22 protein-coding genes are annotated in these 24654 nt (G+C 71.7%); 15 read left to right on the top strand and 7 right to left on the bottom strand.

Annotated elements, in window-relative coordinates; translation table 11 throughout:
- Positions 1–5 precede the first annotated feature (5 nt).
- Positions 6–587 (top strand): Uma2 family endonuclease, encoded by a 582-nt coding sequence (locus tag OHT61_RS20850; RefSeq protein WP_329040310.1) that lies wholly within the window; start codon positions 6–8, stop codon positions 585–587.
- Positions 588–677: 90 nt separating this feature from the next.
- Here OHT61_RS20850 and ychF read toward each other — a convergent pair whose 3' ends face one another.
- Positions 678–1766 (bottom strand): redox-regulated ATPase YchF, encoded by a 1089-nt coding sequence (ychF, locus tag OHT61_RS20845; protein WP_329040308.1) that lies wholly within the window; start codon positions 1764–1766, stop codon positions 678–680.
- Between the two features lie 261 nt (positions 1767–2027).
- Between ychF and OHT61_RS20840 the strand changes: the two genes are divergently transcribed.
- The gene (locus tag OHT61_RS20840; RefSeq protein WP_329040306.1) at positions 2028–2636 is read left to right on the top strand and encodes a DUF6542 domain-containing protein; all 609 of its coding nucleotides are present in this window, start codon (positions 2028–2030) and stop codon (positions 2634–2636) included.
- 9 nt (positions 2637–2645) lie between these two features.
- On the opposite strand, the gene ppgK is transcribed toward OHT61_RS20840, so the two are convergent.
- Both ppgK and OHT61_RS20830 read right to left on the bottom strand, forming a co-directional pair.
- The gene (gene ppgK / locus OHT61_RS20835) at positions 2646–3383 is read right to left on the bottom strand and encodes a polyphosphate--glucose phosphotransferase (RefSeq protein WP_329040304.1); all 738 of its coding nucleotides are present in this window, start codon (positions 3381–3383) and stop codon (positions 2646–2648) included.
- A gap of 125 nt (positions 3384–3508) precedes the next feature.
- A complete protein-coding gene (locus OHT61_RS20830; RefSeq protein ID WP_443049498.1) occupies positions 3509–4549 on the bottom strand; it encodes a 4-hydroxy-3-methylbut-2-enyl diphosphate reductase in 1041 nt (346 codons plus the stop codon).
- Between the two features lie 78 nt (positions 4550–4627).
- Here OHT61_RS20830 and OHT61_RS20825 point away from each other — a divergent pair, with 78 nt between their 5' ends.
- Genes OHT61_RS20825 through OHT61_RS20815 form a run of 3 tightly spaced genes read left to right on the top strand, consistent with a single transcriptional unit; the run spans position 4628 to position 7523 of the window.
- Complete coding sequence (locus OHT61_RS20825; protein ID WP_329043343.1) at positions 4628–5977, top strand: APC family permease; 1350 nt, start codon at positions 4628–4630, stop codon at positions 5975–5977.
- 30 nt (positions 5978–6007) lie between these two features.
- The gene (gene xseA, locus OHT61_RS20820) at positions 6008–7219 is read left to right on the top strand and encodes an exodeoxyribonuclease VII large subunit (protein WP_329040302.1); all 1212 of its coding nucleotides are present in this window, start codon (positions 6008–6010) and stop codon (positions 7217–7219) included.
- Between the two features lie 40 nt (positions 7220–7259).
- On the top strand, positions 7260–7523 hold the full coding sequence (locus tag OHT61_RS20815; protein ID WP_329040301.1) for an exodeoxyribonuclease VII small subunit: 264 nt from the start codon (positions 7260–7262) through the stop codon (positions 7521–7523).
- Positions 7524–7682: 159 nt separating this feature from the next.
- Here the strand turns inward: OHT61_RS20815 and OHT61_RS20810 are convergent, their stop codons facing one another.
- Positions 7683–8225 carry a DUF4245 domain-containing protein gene (locus OHT61_RS20810; protein WP_329040300.1) on the bottom strand — a complete coding sequence of 181 codons (543 nt, stop codon included), beginning with the start codon at positions 8223–8225 and terminating at the stop codon, positions 7683–7685.
- Positions 8226–8392: 167 nt separating this feature from the next.
- On the opposite strand from OHT61_RS20810, the gene glpX reads away from it, so the two are divergent.
- Positions 8393–9424, top strand: coding sequence for a class II fructose-bisphosphatase (gene glpX, locus OHT61_RS20805; RefSeq protein WP_329040299.1), 1032 nt, complete (start codon positions 8393–8395; stop codon positions 9422–9424).
- A 63-nt stretch (positions 9425–9487) separates the two neighbouring features.
- Here glpX and OHT61_RS20800 read toward each other — a convergent pair whose 3' ends face one another.
- Both OHT61_RS20800 and OHT61_RS20795 read right to left on the bottom strand, forming a co-directional pair.
- The gene (locus OHT61_RS20800) at positions 9488–9859 is read right to left on the bottom strand and encodes a WhiB family transcriptional regulator (protein WP_327115127.1); all 372 of its coding nucleotides are present in this window, start codon (positions 9857–9859) and stop codon (positions 9488–9490) included.
- 162 nt (positions 9860–10021) lie between these two features.
- Positions 10022–10693 (bottom strand): DUF1707 SHOCT-like domain-containing protein, encoded by a 672-nt coding sequence (locus OHT61_RS20795; RefSeq protein ID WP_329040298.1) that lies wholly within the window; start codon positions 10691–10693, stop codon positions 10022–10024.
- Positions 10694–10907: 214 nt separating this feature from the next.
- On the opposite strand from OHT61_RS20795, the gene OHT61_RS20790 reads away from it, so the two are divergent.
- The 4 genes from OHT61_RS20790 to OHT61_RS20775 all read left to right on the top strand — a co-directional run bounded on the left by OHT61_RS20790 (position 10908) and on the right by OHT61_RS20775 (position 17258).
- A complete protein-coding gene (locus tag OHT61_RS20790; RefSeq protein ID WP_329040297.1) occupies positions 10908–12584 on the top strand; it encodes a fumarate hydratase in 1677 nt (558 codons plus the stop codon).
- Between the two features lie 149 nt (positions 12585–12733).
- The gene (locus OHT61_RS20785; protein ID WP_329040296.1) at positions 12734–14137 is read left to right on the top strand and encodes a class II fumarate hydratase; all 1404 of its coding nucleotides are present in this window, start codon (positions 12734–12736) and stop codon (positions 14135–14137) included.
- 77 nt (positions 14138–14214) lie between these two features.
- A complete protein-coding gene (gene fomD / locus OHT61_RS20780; protein ID WP_329040295.1) occupies positions 14215–14937 on the top strand; it encodes a cytidylyl-2-hydroxypropylphosphonate hydrolase in 723 nt (240 codons plus the stop codon).
- A gap of 389 nt (positions 14938–15326) precedes the next feature.
- Positions 15327–17258, top strand: a complete 1932-nt coding sequence (locus OHT61_RS20775) for an ATP-binding SpoIIE family protein phosphatase (protein ID WP_329040293.1) — start codon at positions 15327–15329, stop codon at positions 17256–17258.
- Positions 17259–17322: 64 nt separating this feature from the next.
- On the opposite strand, the gene OHT61_RS20770 is transcribed toward OHT61_RS20775, so the two are convergent.
- Positions 17323–19524, bottom strand: a complete 2202-nt coding sequence (locus tag OHT61_RS20770) for a transglycosylase domain-containing protein (protein WP_329040292.1) — start codon at positions 19522–19524, stop codon at positions 17323–17325.
- A 223-nt stretch (positions 19525–19747) separates the two neighbouring features.
- Between OHT61_RS20770 and OHT61_RS20765 the strand changes: the two genes are divergently transcribed.
- The 5 genes from OHT61_RS20765 (at position 19748) to OHT61_RS20745 (ending at position 24641) form a co-directional block, all read left to right on the top strand.
- A complete protein-coding gene (locus OHT61_RS20765; RefSeq protein WP_329040290.1) occupies positions 19748–20719 on the top strand; it encodes an SPFH domain-containing protein in 972 nt (323 codons plus the stop codon).
- Positions 20716–20985: a hypothetical protein gene (locus tag OHT61_RS20760; protein ID WP_443049497.1), complete on the top strand. Its 270-nt coding sequence runs from the start codon at positions 20716–20718 to the stop codon at positions 20983–20985. Before OHT61_RS20765 ends, OHT61_RS20760 begins: the two co-directional genes overlap by 4 nt.
- A gap of 121 nt (positions 20986–21106) precedes the next feature.
- On the top strand, positions 21107–21631 hold the full coding sequence (locus tag OHT61_RS20755) for a PadR family transcriptional regulator (protein WP_329040288.1): 525 nt from the start codon (positions 21107–21109) through the stop codon (positions 21629–21631).
- A complete protein-coding gene (locus OHT61_RS20750; RefSeq protein WP_329040286.1) occupies positions 21628–22314 on the top strand; it encodes an ABC transporter ATP-binding protein in 687 nt (228 codons plus the stop codon). The genes OHT61_RS20755 and OHT61_RS20750 overlap by 4 nt, the downstream gene beginning before the upstream one ends.
- The gene (locus OHT61_RS20745) at positions 22311–24641 is read left to right on the top strand and encodes an ABC transporter permease (RefSeq protein ID WP_329040284.1); all 2331 of its coding nucleotides are present in this window, start codon (positions 22311–22313) and stop codon (positions 24639–24641) included. Before OHT61_RS20750 ends, OHT61_RS20745 begins: the two co-directional genes overlap by 4 nt.
- Positions 24642–24654: the final 13 nt, after the last annotated feature.

Raw genomic sequence — 24654 nt, 5'->3', positions numbered from 1 at the left:
GGTTCATGACCGCACTGCCCGACTGGATGCGCCCGCCTCGCGCGGAAGGCTGGTTCGCGGAGGATCTGGACCGCCTGCCCGAGGCACCCCGCCACACGGAGCTGATCGATGGAGCCCTCGTCTTCATGATGTCGCCCCAGAGGTGGTGGCACGGCCACCTCGTCACCATGCTCACGGTCGCGCTCATGGAACAGGTGCCCGCCGATACCAGGGTCAGCCGCGAGATGACCATCAAGCTGGACCCGCGCAACCGCCCCGAACCGGACCTGCTGGTGACAACGGCCGACTTCGACGGTGACCGCACCTGGTTCGCACCGGAGGAAGTCCGGCTCGTCATCGAGGTCGTCTCACCCGAGTCCGCCCATCGCGATCGCACGGTGAAGCTCCGCAAATACGCCGAGGCGGGCATCCCGCACTACTGGTGCATCGAGGACGAGGAAGGGGCGCCCGTCGTCCACGTCTACGAGCTCGACGAACCCACTGGCGCCTACGCGCCCGCCGGGATCTTCCGTGGCACCCTCCAGCGCCCGGTGCCCTTCGAGATCAGCCTGGAGCTCGACAGGCTGACGCCGCCGCACAGCAGCTGAAAGGCCGGCCGCCGGATCGAGGGCTCACCGCGGCCGGAGCCCTGTGCCCGACCCGCCGACAGGCGGATCGGACACAGGGTCGACATGGCATCAGACGTTGAAGCGGAACTCCACCACGTCGCCGTCCTGCATCACGTAGTCCTTGCCCTCCATGCGCGCCTTGCCCTTGGCGCGGGCCTCGGCGACCGAGCCCGTCTCGACGAGGTCGTCGAAGGAGATGATCTCCGCCTTGATGAAGCCCTTCTGGAAGTCGGTGTGGATCACACCGGCCGCCTCCGGGGCCGTGGCGCCCTTCTTGATCGTCCAGGCGCGGGTCTCCTTCGGACCTGCCGTGAGGTAGGTCTGCAGGCCCAGGGTGTCGAAGCCGACGCGGCCGAGGGTGGCCAGGCCGGGCTCCTCCTGGCCCATCGACTGGAGGAGTTCGAGGGCCTCCTCGTCGTCGAGCTCGATCAGCTCGGACTCGATCTTGGCGTTCAGGAAGATGGCCTCCGCCGGGGCGACCAGGGCGCGCTGCTCGTTCTTGAAGTCCTCGTCGACCAGCTCGTCCTCGTCGACGTTGAACACGTAGAGGAACGGCTTCGTCGTGAGCAGGTGCAGTTCGTGGAGGAGGCGGCCCTTCTCCGTGCCGGCGGTGATGCCGCGGGAGAAGAGGGTGTCGCCCGCTTCGAGGATCTTCTGGGCCTCCTCGACGGCCGCGAGGACCGCGACCTTCTCCTTCTGGAGGCGGGACTCCTTCGTCAGGCGCGGGACGGCCTTCTCGACGGACTGGAGGTCGGCCAGGATCAGCTCGGTGTTGATCGTCTCGATGTCGTCCTTCGGCGAGACCTTGCCGTCGACGTGGACGACGTTCTCGTCCTTGAAGGCGCGGATGACCTGGCAGATCGCGTCGGACTCGCGGATGTTCGCCAGGAACTTGTTGCCCAGGCCCTCGCCCTCGCTCGCGCCGCGCACGATGCCGGCGATGTCGACGAAGTCGACGGTGGCCGGGAGCAGCTTCTGCGAGCTGAAGATCTCGGCGAGCTTGTTCAGGCGGGGGTCGGGGACACCGACGACGCCGACGTTGGGCTCGATCGTGGCGAACGGGTAGTTGGCCGCCAGCACGTCGTTCTTGGTCAGGGCGTTGAACAGGGTCGACTTGCCGACATTCGGCAGGCCGACGATTCCGATCGTGAGCGACACTTTGGCGACTTCCTGGAGTGAGGAGAGGGGCTGTGCGGGCGGGCCGTGGCTGACCCGATTCTCCAGTTTACGGGCGGGCCGGGGCGCCCCGTCACGGGTGCGGGGCGTGGGAGGCGTACGGGGAGCGGAGGCGGCTCCGCCGGGCGCGGGCGGGGCCGAACGGTGGTGTTTCGGCCCCGAGGGGTCGAACGCAACGCCAAGGTCGGCCAAAACGCGTGTCCAACGCCCGAAAGGACCCGGCCCGCGACCTAGGTTGTCGGGGTGGAGCAGCACAGGACTCGTACCCCGCAGCGCAGGCAGCCCCAGCAGGTGGCCTCCGGCCCGTCCGGCGGCCTCGGTGAGGCTCCGTCCGGCTATCCGGCGTCGGTGGCGGTGGCCACGGCGCCCGCGGCCGGGCCCGTTCCCGGCCGCCGTACCGGTCCCGTCGCGCCCGTGGTGCTCGCGCTGCGCAGATTTCCCAATCCGCGGCTGACCGGCATCGGCGCCGGTCTCTTCGCGACCCTGACGATGTTCCTGCTGGCCTGCCTGGACCGGCTGCTCCTGGGCAGCTCGGAGATCGTGTACGGGGTGCTCTTCCTGCCGGTCAGCGCGCTGACCGCCCTGTGGGTGCGGCCCGCCGACCTGGTGACGGCCCCGATCATCGTGCCCATCGCCTTCGCCGTGGGCGTGATCCCCGTCGCCGGGGGCACGGGCGGGTTCGGCGGGCAGGTCATGGCCGTCGTGACGGCGCTGGCCGTGCACGCGGGCTGGCTGTACGGCGGCACGCTCGTCGCGGGCCTCATCGCCACCGTGCGGAAGATCCGTCGGATGCGGGAGCGGCAGCGCCACCTGGTCAGGGCCGACCGGAGCGCACGCCGCCCCCGCGTGTAGGGCTACGGGCTACTTGCCCGCGGCGGCCATCGCGGCGCCGACGATGCCCGCGTTGTTCTGCAGCTGTGCGGGGACGAGCTCGGCCCGTACGTGCTCGATCAGGGGCAGGAACTTCTCGGCCTTGCGGCTGACTCCGCCGCCGATGATGAAGAGTTCGGGCGAGAACAGCATCTCCACGTGGACCAGGTACTTCTGCACCCGGTGCGCCCAGTGGGCCCAGCTGAGGTCCTCGTCCTCCTTGGCCTTCGTGGAGGCGCGCTTCTCGGCGTCGTGGCCGTGCAGTTCCAGGTGGCCGAGCTCGGTGTTGGGGACGAGGTGCCCGTCGGTGAAGACGGCGCTGCCGATGCCCGTGCCGAGGGTCAGCATGATGACCGTGCCCTTGCGGTCCTTGCCCGCGCCGAAGGTCATCTCGGCGATGCCCGCCGCGTCGGCGTCGTTCAGGATCGTGACGCTCCGGCCGATGCGTTCGGTGAGCAGCGCCCGGGCGTCCGTGTCGATCCAGCCCTTGTCGACGTTGGCCGCGGTCCTGGTGATTCCGCCCGTGACGACTCCGGGGAACGTGATGCCGACCGGCCCCTGCCAGTCGAAGTGGCCCACCACCTCGGCCACACCGTCGGCGACGCTCTCGGGCGTCGCCGGGTGGGGGGTCAAAACCTTGTGGCGCGGCTGCGCCAGCTCTCCGCGGTCCAGGTCGACGGGCGCGCCCTTGATCCCTGAACCACCGATGTCCACACCGAAGATCTCCATGGGATCCACGGTACGGGCAGGTGGCACGGATCACGCACCGGAGGGACGGGCGGGGGTGTGCCCGGTCGTACGGCGCACTCGGTGTGCGTCCGCCCGCGCGGTGGCGGGCGGGCGCACCCGCGTCGTCACTCCGCGGAGAGTGCGGCGGCCTCGGCGCGCAGGTCGCGCCGCAGCTCCTTGGGCAGCGAGAAGGTGATCGACTCGTCGGCGGTCTTCACCGTCTCGACGTCCGCGTAGCCCCGCTCGCCCAGCCACTCCAGCACGCCGTCGACGAGGACGTCGGGCACCGAGGCGCCGGAGGTCAGGCCGACCGTGGTGACACCCTCCAGCCAGGCCTCGTCGATCTCGTCGGCGAAGTCCACCAGGTGGGCGGCCGGCGCACCGGCGTCCAGGGCGACCTCGACCATGCGGATCGAGTTGGAGGAGTTCTTCGAGCCGACGACGATGACGAGCTCGGCGTCCTCGGCCAGCTTCTTCACCGCGACCTGGCGGTTCTGCGTGGCGTAGCAGATGTCGTCGCTCGGCGGGGAGAGGAGGTTCGGGAACTTGTTCTTGAGGGCGCCGACCGTCTCCATCGTCTCGTCGACGGAGAGCGTGGTCTGGGAGAGCCAGACGACCTTGGACTCGTCGCGGACCTCGACGTTCGCGACGTCCTCGGGTCCGTCGACGAGGGTGATGTGGTCGGGGGCCTCGCCGCTCGTGCCGATGACCTCCTCGTGGCCCTCGTGGCCGATCAGGAGGATGTCGTAGTCCTCCTTGGCGTACCGCACGGCTTCCTTGTGGACCTTGGTCACCAGGGGGCACGTCGCGTCGATCGTGGCGAGCTTGCGCTCGGCGGCCTCGGCGTGGACCGTCGGGGCGACACCGTGCGCGGAGAACATCACGATGGAGCCCTCGGGCACCTCGGCGGTCACGTCGACGAAGATCGCGCCCTTCTTCTCGAGGGTTTGCACGACGTACTTGTTGTGCACGATCTCGTGGCGGACGTAGATCGGGGCCCCGTACTGCTCCAGGGCCTTCTCCACGGCGATCACGGCACGGTCCACGCCCGCGCAGTAGCCGCGGGGCGCGGCGAGCAGGACGCGGCGGCTGCCACCGCGGCGCGGAGCGCCTCCGCTCGGGGCGGTGGCGGGTGACGGGCTGGGCGTTGCAGTCATGCGTCCCATCGTAAGGCCGTACCGAACAGGCGCCGGTTCGGCGGGGTCGGGAGACTGATGCGTACGCAATCCAGCGACGGAGGCCACATGGCGGGCAGCGGCAGCAGCACGGACGACGGAAGGCTGCGGCGCACACTCGGGTTCCGGGACCTGGTGGTCTACGGGCTGCTGTTCATCGCCCCCATGGCCCCGGTGGGCGTGTTCGGCACCCTGGACGCCAAGTCGGACGGCGCCGTGGCGCTGGTGTACATCGTGGCGACGGTCGTGATGGCCTTCACCGCTTTCAGCTACGCCCAGATGGTCCACGTCGCCCCGCTCGCCGGCTCGGTCTTCGCGTACGCCCGGAAGGGGCTCGGCGAGGGGCCGGGGTTCATCGCCGGCTGGATGGCGATGCTCGACTACCTGCTCATCCCGGCGGTCGCCTACCTCTTCTCCGGGATCGCGATGAACGCGCTGGTCCCGGAGGTGTCGCGGTGGGTGTGGACGGCGATCGCGGTGGTCGTGACGACCCTGCTCAACCTCTGGGGCGTCCGGGCGGCGGCGCGGGTGGGCTTCGCGGTGCTCGCCATGGAGATCGTGGTGCTGCTGGTCTTCGTCGTGTCGGCGGTGGTCGTGCTGGTCAGGGACGGCGCGGAGCGCGGCTGGCTGAGTCCGCTCAGCGGTGACTCGGGCTTCTCGGCGACGGCCGTGCTGGGAGCGGTGTCCGTCGCCGTGCTGTCGTATCTGGGCTTCGACGCGATCGCCTCGTTCGCCGAGGAGGTGACGGGCGGGTCGGCCAAGGTGGCGCGGGCCGTGCTGTTCTGCCTGGTGCTCGCCGGGGTGCTGTTCATCGTCCAGACGTATCTCGCCGGGCTGCTGGAACCGGTGTCGTCGGCGGAGCTCGCGGCGGACCCGGTGAAGCAGGGGTCGGCCTTCTACGACACGGTGGACGCCTCCGTCGGCACCTGGCTGCACGACCTGGTCGCCGTGAGCAAGGCGATCGGTGCGGCTTTCGCGGCTCTGGCGGGCCAGGCGGCGGCGGGGCGGCTGCTGTTCGCGATGGCCCGGGAACGGCGCCTGCCCTCGGTGCTGTCCCAGGTGGACACCAGGTCCGGGGTGCCGCGCGTGGCGATCACGTGTGCCGCGGTGGTGACGCTGGTGGCGGCGGTGTGGGCGGCCCGGCGCGACGACGGGCTCGACCACCTGGTGTCGGTGGTGGACGTGGGCGCGCTCACGGCGTTCGTGCTGCTGCACGCCTCGGTGGTGGGCTGGTTCGTCGTACGCCGCATGGAGGGCCCGCCCAGCTGGTGGCGCCATGTGCTGATGCCGGTGGTCGGGGCCGCCGTCCTGGTCGCGGTGATCCTGGAGGCGACGACGAGCGCTCAGCTGGTGGGGCTGTGCTGGCTGGGGATCGGGCTCGTGGTGCTGGCGGTGCAGTGGGGGCGGCGGGCCGCCTGATTGTCGGTACCGGCCGATACGCTCCCCCGTATGGCTCTCACTACGTCCCCGGAAGCCCCGCTGCCCGTAGGCGACGTGTCGCGGCTGATCGGCGGGTGGATCGACCGGCTCGGCGCCGTCTGGGTCGAGGGGCAGATCACCCAGCTGTCGCGCCGGCCGGGCGCCGGGGTGGTGTTCCTGACGCTGCGCGATCCGTCGCACGACATCTCGGTGAGCGTGACCTGCTTCCGGCAGGTCTTCGACCGGATCGCCGACGTGGTGACCGAGGGCGCGCGGGTCGTCGTCCTGGCGAAGCCCGAGTGGTACGCCCCCCGGGGGCAGCTGTCCCTGCGAGCGACGGAGATACGGCCGGTCGGCATCGGTGAACTGCTGGTGCGGCTGGAGCAGCTGAAGAAGTCCCTGGCGGCCGAGGGGCTGTTCGCCCTGGACCGCAAGAAGCCGCTGCCCTTCCTGCCGCAGCTGGTCGGCCTGGTCTGCGGACGGGCGTCGGCGGCGGAGCGCGATGTGCTGGAGAACGCCAGGCGGCGCTGGCCGGCCGTGCGCTTCGAGGTGCGCAACACCGCGGTGCAGGGGGTGCACGCGGTGAATCAGGTGGTCCAGGCCGTCAAGGAGCTGGATGCCATGGAGGACGTCGACGTGATCGTGGTCGCCCGCGGCGGCGGCAGCGTGGAGGACCTCCTGCCGTTCTCCGACGAGGAGCTGATCCGGACGGTGGCCGCGTGCCGTACGCCGGTGGTCTCCGCGATCGGGCACGAGCCGGACTCGCCGCTGCTCGACCTGGTCGCCGACCTGCGCGCGTCGACGCCGACGGACGCGGCGAAGAAGGTCGTGCCGGACGTGGGCGAGGAGCTGGACCGGGTGCAGCAGCTGCGGGACCGCGGCCTGCGGACGGTGCGGGGGCTGATCGAGCGGGAGGAGCGGGGGCTGGCGCACGCGCTGGGCCGGTCCTCGATGGAGCGCCCGCACCGCATGGTGGACGAGCGGGCCTCCGAGATCGACGCCCTGGTGGGGCGCAGCCGCCGGGTGCTGGGGCATCTGCTGGACCGCGCCGACTCGGAGCTCGCGCACACCCGCGCCCGGGTGGTGGCGCTGTCGCCGGCGGCGACGCTGGAGCGGGGGTACGCCGTGCTGCAGCGGCCGGACGGCCATGTGGTGCGCTCCCCCGCCGATGCGGGGGCGCCGGGCGAGGAGCTGCGGGCGCGGGTGTCGGAGGGCGAGTTCACGGTACGGGTGGCGGAATGAGGGGCCGGGATCGCCGGACCCCGCGCATAGGGTGGTCGATATGACGGACGACGGGACGACGGTGGCTGCCGCGACGGGCACGCTCGGCTACGAGCAGGCGCGGGACGAGCTGATCGAGGTCGTACGCCGCCTGGAGGCGGGCGGCACGACGCTGGAGGAGTCGCTGGCCCTGTGGGAGCGGGGCGAGGAGCTGGCGAAGGTGTGCCGGCGCTGGTTGGAGGGCGCGCGGGCCAGGCTCGACGCGGCGCTGGCGTCCCCGGAGGAGTCCGGCGAGGGCGGCGAGGGCGGCGACGGCGCGACCTGAGCGAGGCGCGGGCCCGGGCCCCCGGGAGGTCCCTTCTTCTCCGCGCCGGTCCGCCACCGGTGTGCGGTCGATCGTGCGGGGCCCGATCGTGCCGGACGACAGGAATCCCCGTGGCGCCGGGCGCCACGGGGATTCTGCGTGCGGTCTCGTGCGGCGCCGTCAGGGGGCCTGGGTGGCGGCGGACGGCTCGGCCGTCAGCGCGGTGGCCATCTCGGCGAGGCGGTCCGCCGGGGCCGAGCCGGTGACCACGGTGGTGACGCCGTCGGCGTGCAGCACGAGGGCGTCGTACTTGGAGCCCTCCCAGACCTGCCACGCCTTGCCCGCGACCTCGCGCGTGCGCCCGGTGTCGCGGGCGTCCCGGCTGACCTCGGGGACGTACTTGCGGGCCGGGCTCGTGGACTGCTCGACCGCGACGTACTTCCTGTCCGGGTCGAGGAAGCCGAGGTGCCAGCCGGAGCCGTCCTGTCCCTGGTAGGACACCGAGGTCGGCTTCCAGCCCTTGGCCAGTCCGTCGGGCGCGACCACGGGGTACGGCGCGGCGCGCCGGGCCGTCGCCAGCTCGACGCGGTAGTCGACCGCCTTGACCGGGTCGGCCTTGTCGTCGTGCGGAATGAAGATGTAGACGACCCCCGCCACTGCGGTGATCACGAGCATCGACAGGAACATGTCCCGGACGGTCTGCTTGCCTCGCTTGCTTGCCACGGACTCAATGGTGGCATGCCGCCTCCGGACGGCCCGCGAGGGGGCGTCCCCCCGCCCGGCCAGGGGCAGCCGCTCATTCGTGACCCGCCCTGCTCATTTTATCGACCTACCGATAGAGTCACAGCACCCTCTTTTCCGGTCGTCGTCGTACAGAAAGGTGCGCTCCGATGTCCGAGCATCATCTGCCGTCCCAGCTCGAGGTCTCTCCGGAGGCCCCCGACCGCAACCTGGCCCTGGAGCTGGTCCGGGTCACCGAGGCCGCCGCCATGGCCGCCGGGCGCTGGGTCGGCCGCGGCGACAAGATCGGCGCCGACGGTGCCGCGGTGAAAGCCATGCGCACGCTCGTCTCCACGGTGTCGATGAACGGCATCGTCGTCATCGGCGAGGGCGAGAAGGACGAAGCGCCCATGCTGTTCAACGGCGAGCGTGTCGGCGACGGCACCGGGGCCGAGGTCGACATCGCCGTCGACCCGATCGACGGCACCACGCTCAACGCCAAGGGCATGCCCAACGCCATCGCGGTGCTGGCGGCGGCCGACCGGGGCGCGATGTTCGACCCGTCCGCCGTGTTCTACATGGACAAGCTGGTCACCGGCCCCGAGGCGGCCGACTTCGTCGACATCAACGCGCCCGTGTCCGTGAACATCCGGCGCGTCGCGAAGGCCAAGAACTCGACCCCCGAGGACGTCACGGTCATCATCCTGGACCGCCCCCGGCACGACACGATCGTGCGGGAGATCCGGGAGACGGGTGCGCGGATCAAGTTCATCTCCGACGGCGACGTCGCCGGGTCGATCATGGCCGCCCGCGAGGGCACCGGCGTCGACCTCCTCATGGGGATCGGCGGAACCCCCGAGGGCATCATCTCGGCGTGCGCCATAAAGTGCCTGGGCGGTGTCATCCAGGGCAAGCTCTGGCCCAAGGACGAGGCGGAGCGGCAGCGGGCGCTCGACGCGGGACACGACCTCGACCGGGTGCTGTCGACGGACGACCTCGTCAGCGGCGACAACGTCTTCTTCGTCGCCACCGGGATCACCGACGGTGAACTGCTGCGCGGTGTGCGGTACCGCGCGGAGACGGCCACCACCGACTCCCTCGTGATGCGCTCCAAGTCCGGCACGATCCGCCGGATCGACTCGACGCACCGGCTGTCGAAGCTGCGCGCCTACAGCGCGATCGACTTCGACCGCGCCAAGTAGGCCCTGCCGTGCGGATGGTGGGGACCGGTCAGGGCCGGTTCCCCCCGTCCGTGCACGCGGGCCTCAGCCCGCGGCGGCTATGCGCTCGCCCGGGGCGGCGGCCTTGAGCTCGATGTCCCGTCTGCGGCGCCGGGCCAGTGCCACACGGCGCTCGGCGGCGGTGAGGCCGCCCCACACCCCGTAGGGCTCGGGCTGGACGAGTGCGTGTTCCCGGCACTCCACCATGACCGGGCATCTCGCGCAGACCTGCTTCGCCGCTTCCTCGCGGGAGAGCCGGGCGGCTGTCGGCTCCTTCGACGGGGCGAAGAACAGCCCGGCCTCGTCCCGGCGGCACACCGCCTCCGAGTGCCAGGGCCCCGCCTCGTCCTCCCGCGCGGGGGTGCGCCGGGCGGGCACGGCGGCGACCTGCAGGGGCTGATGCGGCAAATGCAGCACGGTCCACTCCTGACGACGGCTTGGGCTTCGTGAGCGAGAGGCGATGCAGCACTCCCTACCCGCTGTACGCACCCCTATGCACTGAGTGGTTCCCACTTGGCCCGCCACCGGAACACCTCGTCACGGCATGGCCGGAATTCGCGCCGGACCGCCCGCCCGGCGTCAGTGACCCAGGTGTTTGCGCAGCTGCCGCTGGAGGTTGGTGATGAGCTTGCCGCGCTTGGGCTTCGCCTCGACGCTCCCGAACACGGAATAGCCGTTCACCACGACGACGGGTGCTTCGGGGTCGGCGGATTCCAGGGTGTCGACCTCGAAACTGCCGAAGACGCCCGTGCCGCTGCCGCGCAGGGAGATGTTCTCCGGCACCTTGATCTCGACACTCCCGAAGATGGACGTCGCGTTGATGACGGTCAGACGCTGGCCGAAAAGCGCCTCGGTGAGGTCTATTTCGACGCTTCCGAAGAGGGAGAAGGCGTTCGTGCGGCCGCCCACGCGCCAACGGCCCCTGCGGGTGGAGCTGCTGAACACCGCCACCAGGTTCTCCGCGGCCCCGGCCGCCGCCTCGGGGCCGTAGCCGTACGGCGAGGTGTCGAGGCGGCTCGTCCCGGACTGCGCGGGCAGATCCCGCACCAGGGGCTCCAGTTCGCCGACGGTCTTGGCCCGGTAGACGAGGTCGACCCGCTCGGCGTGCTCCTCGGCGGTCAGCCTGCCCTCGGCCATGGCCTCCCGCAGGATGTCCGCGATCCGGTCGCGGTCCGCGTCGGACGCGCGGATTCCGGCGGGCGCGGGACCGGCCGGAGCGACGGGCTGCTGGGGCTGCTTTTCGAGGTCCACCGGCCAAGCGTACCGAAACGCGATAGATCGCGACCAGTGCCTCTCCGGCCCTGCCGCGAATCCGGGCCGGAAAGGCGCCGGCCCGGAGCGGGCCGGGCCCGCTCCGGCCGGGCGGTCCCGGTGAGCCTTACCTCACAGGGCCCGTTCCGTTCCGGCGCTCTACCCTGATGGATGCGCTGCCCGAGGGAGGTCAGCCGCTGTCACCGAGTGAGGAATGGCCGTAATGCCAGAGTTTGCGTACTCCGATCTGCTCCCCCTGGGAGAGGACACCACGCCCTACCGGCTGGTGACCGCCGACGGCGTCTCGACCTTCGAGGCCGACGGCCGTACGTTCCTCAAGGTGGCCCCCGAGGCCCTGCGCACGCTCGCCGCTGAGGCCATGCACGACATCTCGCACTATCTGCGGCCCGCGCACCTGGCGCAGCTGCGGCGGATCGTGGACGACCCCGAAGCCTCCTCCAACGACAAGTTCGTCGCGCTGGACCTCCTGAAGAACGCGAACATCGCCGCCGCGGGCGTCCTCCCCATGTGCCAGGACACCGGCACCGCGATCGTCATGGGCAAGCGCGGGCAGAACGTCCTGACCGAGGGCGGTGACGAGGAGGCCCTGTCGCACGGCATCTTCGACGCCTACACGAAGCTGAACCTGCGCTATTCGCAGATGGCCCCGCTGACCATGTGGGACGAGAAGAACACCGGCTCGAACCTGCCGGCGCAGATCGAGCTGTACGCGACCGACGGCGGCGCCTACAAGTTCCTCTTCATGGCGAAGGGCGGCGGCTCGGCCAACAAGTCGTTCCTCTTCCAGGAGACGAAGGCCGTCCTCAACGAGGCCTCCATGATGAAGTTCCTGGAGGAGAAGATCCGTTCCCTGGGTACGGCGGCCTGCCCGCCCTACCACCTGGCGATCGTGGTCGGCGGCACGTCCGCCGAGTTCGCGCTGAAGACCGCGAAGTACGCCTCCGCGCACTACCTCGACGAGCTGCCCGCCGAGGGCTCGCCGACCGGTCACGGCTTCCGGGACAAGGAGCTGGAGGAGAAGGTCTTCGAGCTCACCCAGAGGATCGGGATCGGTGCGCAGTTCGGCGGCAAGTACTTCTGCCACGACGTGCGCGTGGTGCGCCTGCCGCGGCACGGCGCCTCGCTCCCCGTCGCCATCGCCGTCTCCTGCTCGGCGGACCGGCAGGCCACCGCGAAGATCACCGCGGAGGGCGTCTTCCTGGAGCAGCTGGAGACGGACCCGGCGCGCTTCCTGCCGGACACCACCGACGAGCACCTGGACGAGTCCGGTGACGTGGTGAGGATCGACCTGAACCGGCCCATGGACGAGATCCTCGCCGAGCTGACCAAGTACCCGGTCAAGACCCGGCTCTCCCTGACCGGCCCGCTGGTCGTGGCGCGCGACATCGCGCACGCCAAGATCAAGGAGCGGCTCGACGCGGGCGAGGAGATGCCGCAGTACCTCAAGGACCACCCGGTGTACTACGCGGGCCCCGCGAAGACCCCCGAGGGCTACGCCTCCGGCTCCTTCGGCCCGACCACGGCCGGACGCATGGACAGCTACGTCGCACAGTTCCAGGCCGCGGGCGGTTCCAAGGTGATGCTCGCCAAGGGCAACCGGTCCAAGCAGGTCACGGACGCGTGCGACGCGCACGGCGGGTTCTACCTCGGCTCGATCGGCGGGCCCGCGGCGCGCCTCGCCCAGGACTGCATCAAGAAGGTCGAGGTCGTCGAGTACGAGGAGCTCGGCATGGAGGCGGTCTGGCGGATCGAGGTCGAGGACTTCCCCGCGTTCGTCGTCGTCGACGACAAGGGCAACGACTTCTTCACCGAGCCCGCCCCGGCGCCGACCTTCACCAGCATCCCGGTCCGCGGCCCCGGCCTCGGCTGACCCTCCCGGCCCTCGCGCAGGGGGCGCCCGGCTCCGGCCGGACGCCCCCTGCGGGCCCGCGGCGAACCCTCCGCCCTGCCGGGCCCTCGCCGGGCGGGGAATACGTGCGGCGGCCCACGTGCTGGTTTCCAGCAGGAGGTTTGAACACCATGGACGGATCGGCCCAGGAATCGAAGTACCGCGTCGAGCACGACTCGATGGGTGAGGTGCGGGTACCCGCGCACGCGAAGTGGCGGGCGCAGACCCAGCGGGCGGTGGAGAACTTCCCCGTCTCGGGGCAGCGCCTGGAACGGGCCCATATCGAGGCCCTGGCCCGGATCAAGGCCGCCGCGGCGAAGGTGAACGCCGAGCTGAAGGTGCTGGATCCGGACATCGCGGAGGCCATCCAGGCGGCCGCCGCCGAGGTGGCCTCGGGGCGCTGGGACGAGCACTTCCCCGTGGACGTGTTCCAGACGGGTTCCGGCACGTCGTCCAACATGAACACCAACGAGGTCGTGGCCACGCTCGCCACCGAGCGGCTCGGCCGCGAGGTGCACCCGAACGACCACGTCAACGCCTCGCAGTCGTCGAACGACGTCTTCCCGTCGTCGATCCACATCGCGGCGACCGCGGCCGTCACCGCCGATCTGATCCCCGCTCTCGAACACCTGGCCGAGTCGCTGGAGCGGAAATCAGCCGAATTCGCGGACGTCGTGAAGTCGGGGCGCACGCACCTGATGGACGCCACGCCCGTCACCCTGGGCCAGGAGTTCGGCGGCTACGCCGCGCAGATCCGCTACGGCGTCGAGCGGCTGCACGCCTCGCTCCCCCGCCTCGCCGAACTCCCGCTGGGCGGTACGGCGGTGGGCACCGGCATCAACACCCCGCCGGGCTTCTCGGCCGCGGTGATCGCCGAGGTCGCCCGCACCACCGGGCTGCCCCTCACCGAGGCCCGCAACCACTTCGAGGCGCAGGGGGCCCGGGACGGACTCGTCGAGGCGTCGGGCCAGCTCCGCACGCTCGCGGTGTCCCTCACCAAGATCTCCAACGACCTCCGCTGGATGGCGTCCGGGCCCCGCACGGGCCTGGCCGAGATCAACCTGCCCGACCTCCAGCCCGGGTCGTCGATCATGCCGGGCAAGGTCAATCCGGTGATCCCGGAGGCCGTACTGATGGTCGCCGCCCAGGTGACCGGGAACGACGCCACGGTCGCCGTCGCCGGGGCCGCGGGCAACTTCGAGCTCAACGTGATGCTCCCCGTGATCGCGAAGAACCTCCTGGAGTCCGTCCGCCTGCTCGCGAACGCCTCGCGGCTGCTCGCCGACCGCACGGTCGACGGCGTCACGGCCAACGTGGAGCGGGCCCGGCAGTACGCCGAGTCCTCGCCCTCGGTCGTCACCCCGCTGAACAAGTACATCGGCTACGAGGAGGCGGCGAAGGTCGCCAAGAAGTCGCTGGCCGACGGCACGACCATCCGGGAGACGGTGCTCGCCGGCGGGTACGTCGAGCGCGGCGACCTGACGCTGGAGCAGCTCGACGCGGCCCTGGACGTGTTGCGTATGACCCGGCCGTGACCTGTCCGGTGTGTCGCGTACGACCCGGCCTGACGCGTAACGCGGCGGCCGGGTCGGCGCGTCCCTAAGATCTCTTCATGACGACGACGGAAGCGGGTACGGGAGCAGGCACCGGGGCAGGTGCGGGGGACGGCGGACGCTGGGCTCCGGGGGACCGGATCCTCTGGCGCTACCGGGACAACGGGCACCCGGGCGGGGGCGGAGGCGCCGGCGGCGTGCACATCTGCCGGCCGGTGACCGTCGTGCAGGACACGGACGAGCTGCTCGCCGTGTGGATGGCGTCCGGCACCGAATGCGTGAGACCGGTGCTCGCCGACGGCACCCAGGTGCACGCCGAGCCGCTCGCCACGCGCTACACGCGCCCGCGCACGACCGTGCGCTCCCGGTGGTTCGGCTCCGGCGTGCTCAAGCTCGCCCGGCCGGGTGACCCCTGGTCCGTCTGGCTGTTCTGGGACCGCGGCTGGCTGTTCCGCAACTGGTACGTCAACCTGGAGGAGCCCCGGTCACGCTGGTCCGGGGGAGTCGACTCGCAGGACCATTTCCTCGACATCTCGGTGCGGCCCGACCACAGTTGGGAGTGGCTCGACGAGGACGAGTTCGCCCAGGCCCAGCGGGTCGGCCTGATGGACGCGCCCACGGCCCGGCGGGTGCGCGAGGCCGGTCTCGCGGCCGTCGAGGTGATCCAGCACTGGGGCGCGCCGTTCAGCGACGGCTGGGAGCACTGGCGGCCCGACCCGCGCTGGAAGGTCCCGCCGCTGCCCGATGACTGGGACCGCACCCCCGCGCCCAGCACGTCGTGAGACCCTTGATTCACCCCAGGGGGGCAAACGTAGGATCGCCTTCCGTGAACCGTTCCATCGGCCCGGCGCGTCACAACCGGCGTAATCGGCCACGCACCTGACCACCAGTCACCGCACTTGCCGCACGAGCAGCACCGGGCCGCGTACCCGGGCTGCCGCGCGGTGGCACGAACCACTACGAGGGGTGGAGACGTGTTCGCTGTCCGCTGCCCCGCCATCGGAAGACCGCGCGTCGGCCCCCCGGCCGGCCGTACGGTTTCGGCCCCCTTTCCGGGGGCATCCGGTGACAGCCGTTGTTCTCACCGCTCTTGCCGGGGCACAGTGGCGCACACTCCTGAGGCGAGTGCGATCGCCTCGTACAACCGGCCCGGACGGACGGAATCCCACGCGTGACGGAGCATCCCACCTCCCACGAAGGCCGGCAGCCGCTCGCTGCCCGGCCGCAGGAGCGCGCCCGGCCCCGGCAGCAGGAGGGCCCGCCGGCCGTCGCCGCCACCGCCGCGATCCCCGGCCCTTCCCCGGTCCCCGGAGCGGCGGCCCAGAGCGCCGTGCCGGGGCCCGCGACCGCGGAGTCCGCGGCGTCGGCCGCCGACGCCCAGGCCGCCGCCCGCCGCGAGGGTGACCGGCTGCGCTTCGTCGGTGCCGCGACCCGGCGGATCGCCCGGGGCATAGACCTCGACGAGATCGTGCTCGGACTCTGCAGGGCGAGTGTGCCCACGTTCTCCGACGCCATACTCGTCTACCTTCGCGATCCGCTCCCGGTGGGCGACGAGCGGCCCGTCACGCCGTTCGTGCTGCGGCTGCGGCGCACCGACCGGCTGCGGAACGCCGACGAGGAGAGCGAGAGCGGACCGGAGGGCGAGCGGCTGCGGCTGCCGGTGACCGACCCGCAGGCCGGGCTGATGCCGGCGGCCGACCTCTGCGAGATCCAGGCGGGCGGCGCGCTCGCCGAGGTGCTGCGCGGGGTGCGGCCGGTCTTCGGCGACTCGGCGGCCGCCCGCGTCGCCCTGCCCGAACTGCTGGGCGCGGGGCGGGCGGTGCCCACCGGGCACCGGGCGATCCTGGCCCCTCTGCGCGGCCGCCGCCGGGTGATCGGCGCGGCCGTGTTCCTGCGCGGCACGGACCGCGCGCCGTTCGAGGCCAACGACCTCCTGGTCGCGGCCCAGCTGGCGACGCACACCGCGCTGGGCATCGACAAGGCCGTGCTGTACGGCCGCGAGGCGTATATCGCCGACGAGCTCCAGCGCACGATGCTGCCGGACTCCCTGCCCCAGCCCACCGGCGTGCGCCTGGCGTCGCGTTACCTCCCGGCCGCCGAGACGGCACGGGTGGGCGGCGACTGGTACGACGCGATCCCGCTGCCCGGCAGCAGGGTCGCGCTGGTCGTCGGCGACGTGATGGGCCACTCCATGACGTCCGCGGCGATCATGGGCCAGCTGCGTACCACCGCGCAGACCCTCGCCGGTCTCGACCTGCCGCCGCAGGAGGTGCTGCACCACCTGGACGAGCAGGCGCAGCGGCTCGGCAGCGACCGCATGGCGACCTGCATGTACGCGGTCTACGACCCCGTCGCGCACCGGATCACCATCGCCAACGCCGGCCACCCGCCGCCCGTGCTGCTCCACCTGGGCGGCCGGGCCGAGGTGCTGAGGGTCCCCCCGGGGGCGCCCATCGGCGTCGGCGGGGTCGACTTCGAGGCCGTCGAGCTGGACGCGCCGGCCGGCGCCACGCTGCTCCTGTACACGGACGGTCTGGTGGAGTCCCGGATGCGGGACGTGTGGACGGGCATCGAGATACTGCGGGAGCGGCTCGCGGCCACCGCGCAGCTGACCGGTCCGGACCACTCGCCGCCGCTGGAGGCGCTCTGCGACGACGTGCTGGACATGCTCGGTCCGGGTGACCGGGACGACGACATCGCGCTGCTGGCCGCCCGGTTCGACGGGATCGCGCCGAGCGACGTCGCCTACTGGTTCCTGGAGCCGGAGGACGCGGCGCCCGGCCGGGCCCGCAGGCTGGCGCGCAGGGCCCTGAGCCGCTGGGGCCTGGACGACATCTCCGACGAGGTGGAGCTCCTGGTCAGCGAGGTGGTCACCAACGCCGTGCGGTACGCGGAACGTCCGGTGACGCTGCGGCTGCTGCGTACGGACATCCTGCGCTGCGAGGTCGGGGACGACGCCCCGCAGCTGCCCAGGCAGCGGCGCGCCCGGGAGACCGACGAGGGCGGGCGCGGGCTCTTCCTGGTGAACCGGCTGGCCAGGCGGTGGGGGGCGACCCGGCTCTCCACGGGCAAGGTCGTGTGGTTCGAGATGGCCACTCCCTGAGGGTGCCGGGGGACGGACACGTGTGAGGGGCGGGTGCCGGTCGGCACCCGCCCCTCACACGTCGTCACTGCCCGAACGGGCCGCCCGGCCGGCCGGGCGGCTGCTGGGACCCGCCGTCCGGGTCCGGGGTCTCGCTGGGCGTCTCGCTCGGCGTCTCGGAGGGCGTGCCGCTCGGCGTCTCGGTCGGCGGGGACGGCTCGACCGGGGTCTCGCTCGGGGACTGGGAGGGCGGCTCGGGCGTCTCGGAGGGGGTTGCCGACGGCTTCTTCGTCGGCGTCGGGGACGCCGACGGGGTCTCGGTCACGGCCGTCTCGCCGTGCTCCACGCCCTCCAGGTCGAAGGAGGCGTCCGAGCCTCCGCCCAGCGCGCCGAGGGTGTAGTCGGCCCAGATCTTGGCGGGGAAGCCGCCACCGTTGGCCCGGCCGGAGTTGGCGGTACCGGTGAGGCTGACCTGGCCGCCGCCCTGCTTGGTCGACTCGCCGTACAGGGCGACGACGGTGGAGAGCTGGGGCGTGTAGGCCGCGAACCAGGCGGCCTTGTTGTTCTCCGAGGTACCCGTCTTGCCGGCGGCGTCGTAGGCCGAGGTGTTGGCCTCGTGACCGGAGCCCAGGTCGACGACCTCGGTCAGCGCCTTCGTCACCGTGTCGGCGGAGGACCGGCTGATGACCTGGCCGCCGATGCCGTCGACGGGCTCCATGGTGCGGTCGCGGTGCACGGCGGACTTGACGATGGTCGGGGTGACCTTCTTGCCGTGGTTGTCGAGGGTGGCGTAGACCCCGGCCATGTCCCACGTGGAGGCGTTCATGGTGCCCAGCGTGATCGCGGGCCGCTCGGGGAAGTTCAGGTCCGGAACGCCCAGGCCGAGCGCGGTCTTCTTGACCGCCTTCGGGGTGACGTCGACGACCATCTGCGCGAAGACGGAGTTGATCGACTTGTCCATGGCCGTCTGGACGGTCGGGTTGCGGTAGCTGACGTCGTCCTCGTTCTGCGGGGCGAACGGGGTGTCGCTCCCGACCACCGGACGCCTGCTGGTGCCGTCGTAGACCGTGTTGAGGCCGATCAGGTCGCCGGCCCGGGTCTTCGACCCGTTCTCCAGCGCGGAGGCCAGCACGAGCGGCTTGAACGTCGACGCGGGCTGGTAGTCCCTGCGGGTGGCGTTGGATATGTAGTGCTCGGTGGCCCCGACCCCGCCGTACAGCGCGACGACCTTGCCGGTCTTCGGGTCGACGGAGGTCGCGCCGGCCTGGACGGTCGCGTCGATCTTGTTCTTCTTCCGGTCGAGCTGGTCCTCCAGCTGCCGGTCGACGGACTTCTCGAGCTGCTTCTGCCGCTTCTTGTCGATGTTGAGGGTGATCGTCCAGCCGCCGGCCCGGCGCATCTCCTCGGTGATGCCCTGGCGTTCCATCTCCTGGTTGGCGGCCTCGACGAGGTAGCCCGTCTGCCCCTCCAGACCGGGGGCGGCCTTGGGCGGCACCGGGACGGGGAAGGTCAGCTTGGCCCGCTCGGCCCGGTCGAGCCAGCCCTCCTCGACCATGTTGTCCAGCGTGTAGGCCCAGCGCGCCTTGACGAGCCGCTTGCCGGTCGGGGTCGCGTGCGCCCAGTCGTACTGGCTGGGGGCCTGGAGCAGCGCGGCGAGGTAGGCGCCCTGGGACACGTCGAGGTCCTTGGCGTCGACCCCGTAGTAGGCCTGCGCCGCCGCCTGGATACCGCTCGCCCCGCGCCCGTAGAACACGGTGTTGAGGTAACCGGCGAGGATGTCGTCCTTCTTCATGCGCTGGTCGACCTTGAGGGAGATCACCAGTTCCTTGAGCTTGCGGCTGACCGTCTGGTCCTGCGTGAGGTAGTAGTTCTTCACGTACTGCTGGGTGATCGTCGAACCACCCTGCTTGCCCTTGCCGGAGAGCGTGTTGAACACACCGCGGGTGGTGCCCTTGAGGTCGATCCCCCGGTCCCGGTAGAAGGACTTGTTCTCGGCGGCCACGAAGGCGTGCTGGACCTTCTTGGGCACGACGGCGAGGTCGACGATCTCCCGGTTGGCCCCGGAGCCGGTGCGGGCCAGGATCGAGCCGTCGCTGTACTTGTAGATGTTGCTCTGCTCCTGCGCCGCGGCGTTGGCCGGAGGCACGTCCACGTACAGGTAGAGCGCCGCGAAGCCGCCCATCACCAGCAGGCACAGCCCGAAGAACGTGCCCAGCATCTTCCGCCACGTGAAGAGCCGTCGTATGCCGCCGCTCCTGGCAGCCCGACGCGCGTCCGCTCGCCCCATCGCCGTGGTGCTCCTCTACCTCTGCTCGAACCGCTTCAGGTCAGACCAGCCAGCTAACACCGAAGGCGTGGACAAATGGCAAGCGATCCGATCTTTTCCGGACGTGAGAATCAGCACCCGGTTTCAATGGAACCGACTCCCGAGGGGTGCACAAGGTTGCCGCACCCGTTAATGTGTAATCACATTGCTAGCGCGGCGCGACGCCGCGCGGAACGGGGGACCCATGTCCGCACCGCACGACCTCCCCGGCGCCACCGGCCCGGGCGCCGACCTCGCGCCCGACGCGCCGGAGATGCCCTCTCCCCAGGTCAGGGAGACGACGGCGCACTCCATCCCCGGCGGCCTCGGCCTGCTGCTGACCGTCCTCGGCGTGCTCGTCGGCGTGGCCCTCACCATCGTCGGCGTGGTCCTCGGCTCCCACGGGCACGAGGGCGTGGGCGTCCCGCTCCTCATCCTCGGAATCCTGCTCGCCATCGCCTCCTTCTTCTGCATGAGCGGTGTGAAAATGGTCGCCCCGGGCGAGGCCCGGGTCATCCAGCTCTTCGGCCGGTACGTCGGCACGATCCGCGCGGACGGCCTGCGGTGGATCAACCCGCTGACGTCCAGCCGCAAGATCTCCACCCGCGTCCGCAACCACGAGACCGCCGTCCTGAAGGTCAACGACGCCTACGGCAACCCGATCGAGCTCGCCGCGATCGTCGTCTGGAAGGTCGAGGACACGGCGCAGGCGCTCTTCGAGGTGGACGACTTCCTGGAGTTCGTCGCGACACAGACCGAGGCGGCCGTCCGGCACATCGCGATCGAGTACCCCTACGACGCCCACGACGAGGGCGGGCTCTCCCTGCGCGGCAACGCCGAGGAGATCACGGAGAAGCTCGCCGCCGAACTGACCGCACGGGTGCAGGCGGCGGGCGTGCGCATCATCGAGTCCCGTTTCAGCCACCTCGCGTACGCCCCCGAGATCGCCTCCGCGATGCTCCAGCGCCAGCAGGCCGGGGCGGTCGTCGCGGCACGCCAGCAGATCGTCGAGGGCGCCGTGGGCATGGTCGAGATGGCCCTGACCCGGATCGCCGAGCAGGACATCGTCGAGCTCGACTCGGAGCGCAAGGCGGCCATGGTCAGCAACCTGATGGTCGTGCTCTGCGGTGACCGCGCCGCGCAGCCGGTCCTGAACACGGGCACGCTCTACCAGTGACCGACGACGCGGCCCCTCCGGCGGGCCGGCCTCCCCGGCGGGGTGCCACCCGCAAGCAGATGCTGCTGCGGCTGGACCCCGCCGTGCACGACGCGCTGGCCCGGTGGGCCTCCGACGAACTGCGCAGCGCCAACGCGCAGATCGAGTTCCTGCTCCGGCGGGCCCTGGCGGAGGCCGGGCGCCTGCCGGGCGGAGCCGCCCCGATCCCCCGCCGCGGCCGCCCGCCGAACTCCCCGCCCGGTGAGCCCCGGGAGCCGGCCGGATAGCACCGGCCGGGAACGGCCGCAGGCGCGCTCGCCTGCGGTCCGGCGCCCGAGGTCCCGGTGACGCGGGGCCCGGCGCCACCCGTATGCGCCACAGGTATACACGCGGAGTACAGTGCACGGTATGTCTATCGGCCACACCCTCCTCGGGCTCCTGGAGTCCGGCCCCCGCCACGGCTACGACCTCAAGCGCGCCTTCGACGAGAAGTTCGGGCACGACCGGCCCCTGCACTACGGCCAGGTCTACGCGACCATGTCCCGACTCCTGAAGAACGGGCTCGTCGAGGTCGACGGCGTCGAGACGGAAGGCGGCCCCGAGCGCAAGCGGTACGCCATCACGGAGGCCGGCGTGACCGATGTCACCACCTGGCTCGCGCAGCCCGAGAAACCGGAGCCCTACCTCCAGTCGACCCTCTACACGAAGGTCGTCCTCGCCCTGCTCACCGGCCGCAGCGCGGCCGACCTGCTGGACGCCCAGCGCTCCGAGCACCTGCGCCTGATGCGCGTCCTGACCGACCGCAAGCGCAAGGGCGACCTCGCCGACCAGCTGATCTGCGACCACGCCCTCTTCCACCTCGAAGCCGACCTCCGCTGGCTGGAACTGACCGCCGCGCGCCTGGACCGGCTCGCCGAGGTGATAGCCCCGTGATCCCGGCCGGCTCCCTGCTCTGTGCCCGGGACCTGCGCAAGAGCTACGGCCCGACGCACGCCCTCGACGGCGCCTCCTTCTCCGTGCACCCCGGCGAGGTCGTCGCCGTCATGGGCCCCTCCGGATCCGGCAAGTCGACCCTGCTGCACTGCCTGGCGGGCATCGTGACCCCCGACTCCGGCAGCATCACCTACGACGGGCGTGAACTGTCCGCCCTGTCCGACGCGGAGCGCAGCGCGCTGCGCCGCAGCGACTTCGGGTTCGTCTTCCAGTTCGGCCAGCTCGTCCCGGAACTGACCTGCCTGGAGAACGTCGCCCTGCCCCTGCGTCTCGACGGGACCAGGCGCAAGGACGCCGAACGCACCGCCCGGCAGTGGATGGAACACCTGGAGGTCGACGACCTCGCCTCCCAGCGCCCGGGCGAGGTGTCCGGCGGGCAGGGCCAGCGCGTCGCGGTGGCCCGCGCCCTGGTGGCCTCCCCCAAGGTGGTCTTCGCCGACGAGCCCACGGGCGCGCTGGACTCGCTCAACGGCGAGCGGGTCATGCGCCTGCTCACCGAATCCGCCAGGACCGCGAACACGGCCGTCGTGATCGTCACGCACGAGGCCCGCGTCGCCGCCTACTCCGACCGCGACATCGTCGTACGCGACGGCCGGTGCCGCGACGCGGAGCACGCGGTATGAGCCCGCTGCGCGACCTCGGCCTCGGCATCCGCTTCGCCGCCGCCGGAGGGCGCGAGGGCTGGATCCGGACCACGCTCACCGCGCTCGGAGTCGGACTCGGGGTGGCACTGCTCCTGGCCGCCTCGTCGGTCCCCCACCTCCTGGAACAGCGGGCCGCCCGCGACGGGGCCCGCCGCGAGGTCGCGGTGTCCCGCAACGCGACGGTCCCCAGGACGGACTCCACCGTCCTGCGCGCCGACGCCACGACCGAGTACCGCGGCCGCGAGGTGGGGGGCCACCTCATGCGCGCGGAAGGCTCACAGCCGGTACTGCCGCCCGGAGTCCGGCACTTCCCCGCCCCCGGGACGATGGTCGTCTCCCCCGCCCTGAAGGAACTCCTGGCATCCCCCGAAGGCCGCCTGCTCCGGCCCCGCCTGCCCTACGCGATCAGCGGGACGATCGGCGCCGAGGGACTCGCCTCCCCGCGCGAACTGCACTTCTACGCGGGCAGCGACACCCTGACACCCGCGGGCGGCGGCCACCGGCTCGCGGGATACGGCGCCGGGACCCCGGACGATCCGCTCCCGCCCGTCCTGTTCCTCCTGGTCCTCGTCATCTGCGTCGTCCTGCTCGTACCCGTGGGGATCTTCATCGCGACCGCCGTACGGTTCGGCGGAGAGCGCCGCGACCGCAGACTCGCCGCGCTGCGGCTCGTCGGGGCCGACATCCGGTCCACCCGCCTGATCGCGGCGGGCGAGGCACTGTTCGGCTCGCTCCTCGGCCTGCTCGCCGGCGCGGCCTTCTTCCTCGTCGGCCGCAGGTTCGTCGGCCACGTCGAGGTGTGGGGCCACAGCGCCTTCCCCTCCGACCTGGCACCCGCCTTCTGGCTCACCGCACTCGTGGCCGTCGCCGTGCCCCTGTCCGCCGTCGTCGTCACGCTCGCCGCCATGCGCTCGGTGGCCGTCGAACCCCTCGGAGTCGTGCGCGGCTCCCGCAGCCGCCGGCGCCGCCTGTGGTGGCGCCTGCTGCTGCCGGCCCTGGGTCTGGCCGTCCTGTGGCGGGCGGACCGAAGCGGCGAGTTCACACCCGTCGACCCCTACCCCATCGCCGGCGGCGCCGTGCTCGTCCTGTCCGGCCTCGCACTGCTGCTCCCCTGGCTGGTCGAGGCCTGCGTCGGCAGGCTGGGGCGCGGGCCGCTCCCCTGGCAGCTGGCGGTCCGCTCACTCCAGCTCAACAGCGGCGCCGCCTCGCGGGCGGTCAGCGGCGTCACCGTGGCGGTGGCGGGCGCGGTGGCGCTGCAGATGCTGTTCGCCGCGGTGAGCGCCGACTTCGACCGGATGACGGGGCAGGACCCCTCACGGGCCCAGTTCACGACCTTCTCCGAGAACGTGACGGGCGACGCGGCCACCCGCACCATCGAGGAGTTCAGGGCGACCAGGGGCGTGCAGGCCGTCATCGGCACGGTCGAGGTCTACGTCACCCGGCCGGGGAAGTACGAGGGCGACATCCGGCCCACCACCTCACTGACCGTCGGCGACTGCGCGACCCTGCGCGAGATCGCCCGGATCGGGTCCTGCCGGGAGGGCGACGCGTTCGTCGTCCACCCCAGGAACGACAAGGAGATGACCGCCTGGATGGACCGGACGGCGCGCAAGGGCAAGGAGGTCGACATCAGCACGTCCGCCGAGCCGGGCGGTGGGAAGTCGATGCGCTGGACCCTGCCCGCCGACGCCCGCACGGTCGTCTCCCGCCCGGACCCGATGGGCGAGGACCACTGGGGCATCATGGCCACGGCCGGCGCGGTCGACCCGGGCACCCTGCCCGGCGCCACGGTCCAGGCCCAGATCAGGGTCGACGAGAGCGTCCCCGACGTCTCCGAGTACGTACGGAACACGGCGGCCCGGATCGACCCCGGCATGCGCGTGTCGTCCCTGCGGTCGGTGGAGCGCGACCGGCAGTACGCGAGCGTGCAGACCGGCCTCCGGGTGGGCGCGACCCTGACCCTGCTGCTGATCGCCGCCTCCATGCTGGTCTCCCAGCTGGAGCAGATGCGGGAGCGCCGGCGCCTGCTGTCGGTCCTGGTCGCCTTCGGCACCCGGCGGGCCACCCTCGGCTGGTCGGTGCTCTGGCAGACGGCCGTGCCGGTGCTCATCGGCCTGACCGTGGCCGTCGCCGGCGGGCTCGGGCTCGGAGCGGTGATGGTGAGGCTGGTCGCCAAGCGGGTGACCGACTGGTGGCTGTTCCTCCCGATGGCGGGGGCCGGCGCCGCACTGATCGTGCTGGTCACCCTGGTCTCGCTGCCCCTGCTGTGGCGGCTGATGCGCCCCGACGGTCTGCGTACGGAGTGACGCCCCGGGTGCG

It is taken from the genome of Streptomyces sp. NBC_00178 (assembly GCF_036206005.1).
Taxonomy (GTDB): Bacteria; Actinomycetota; Actinomycetes; order Streptomycetales; family Streptomycetaceae; genus Streptomyces.
This window is presented reverse-complemented; position numbering and strand designations above follow the sequence as displayed.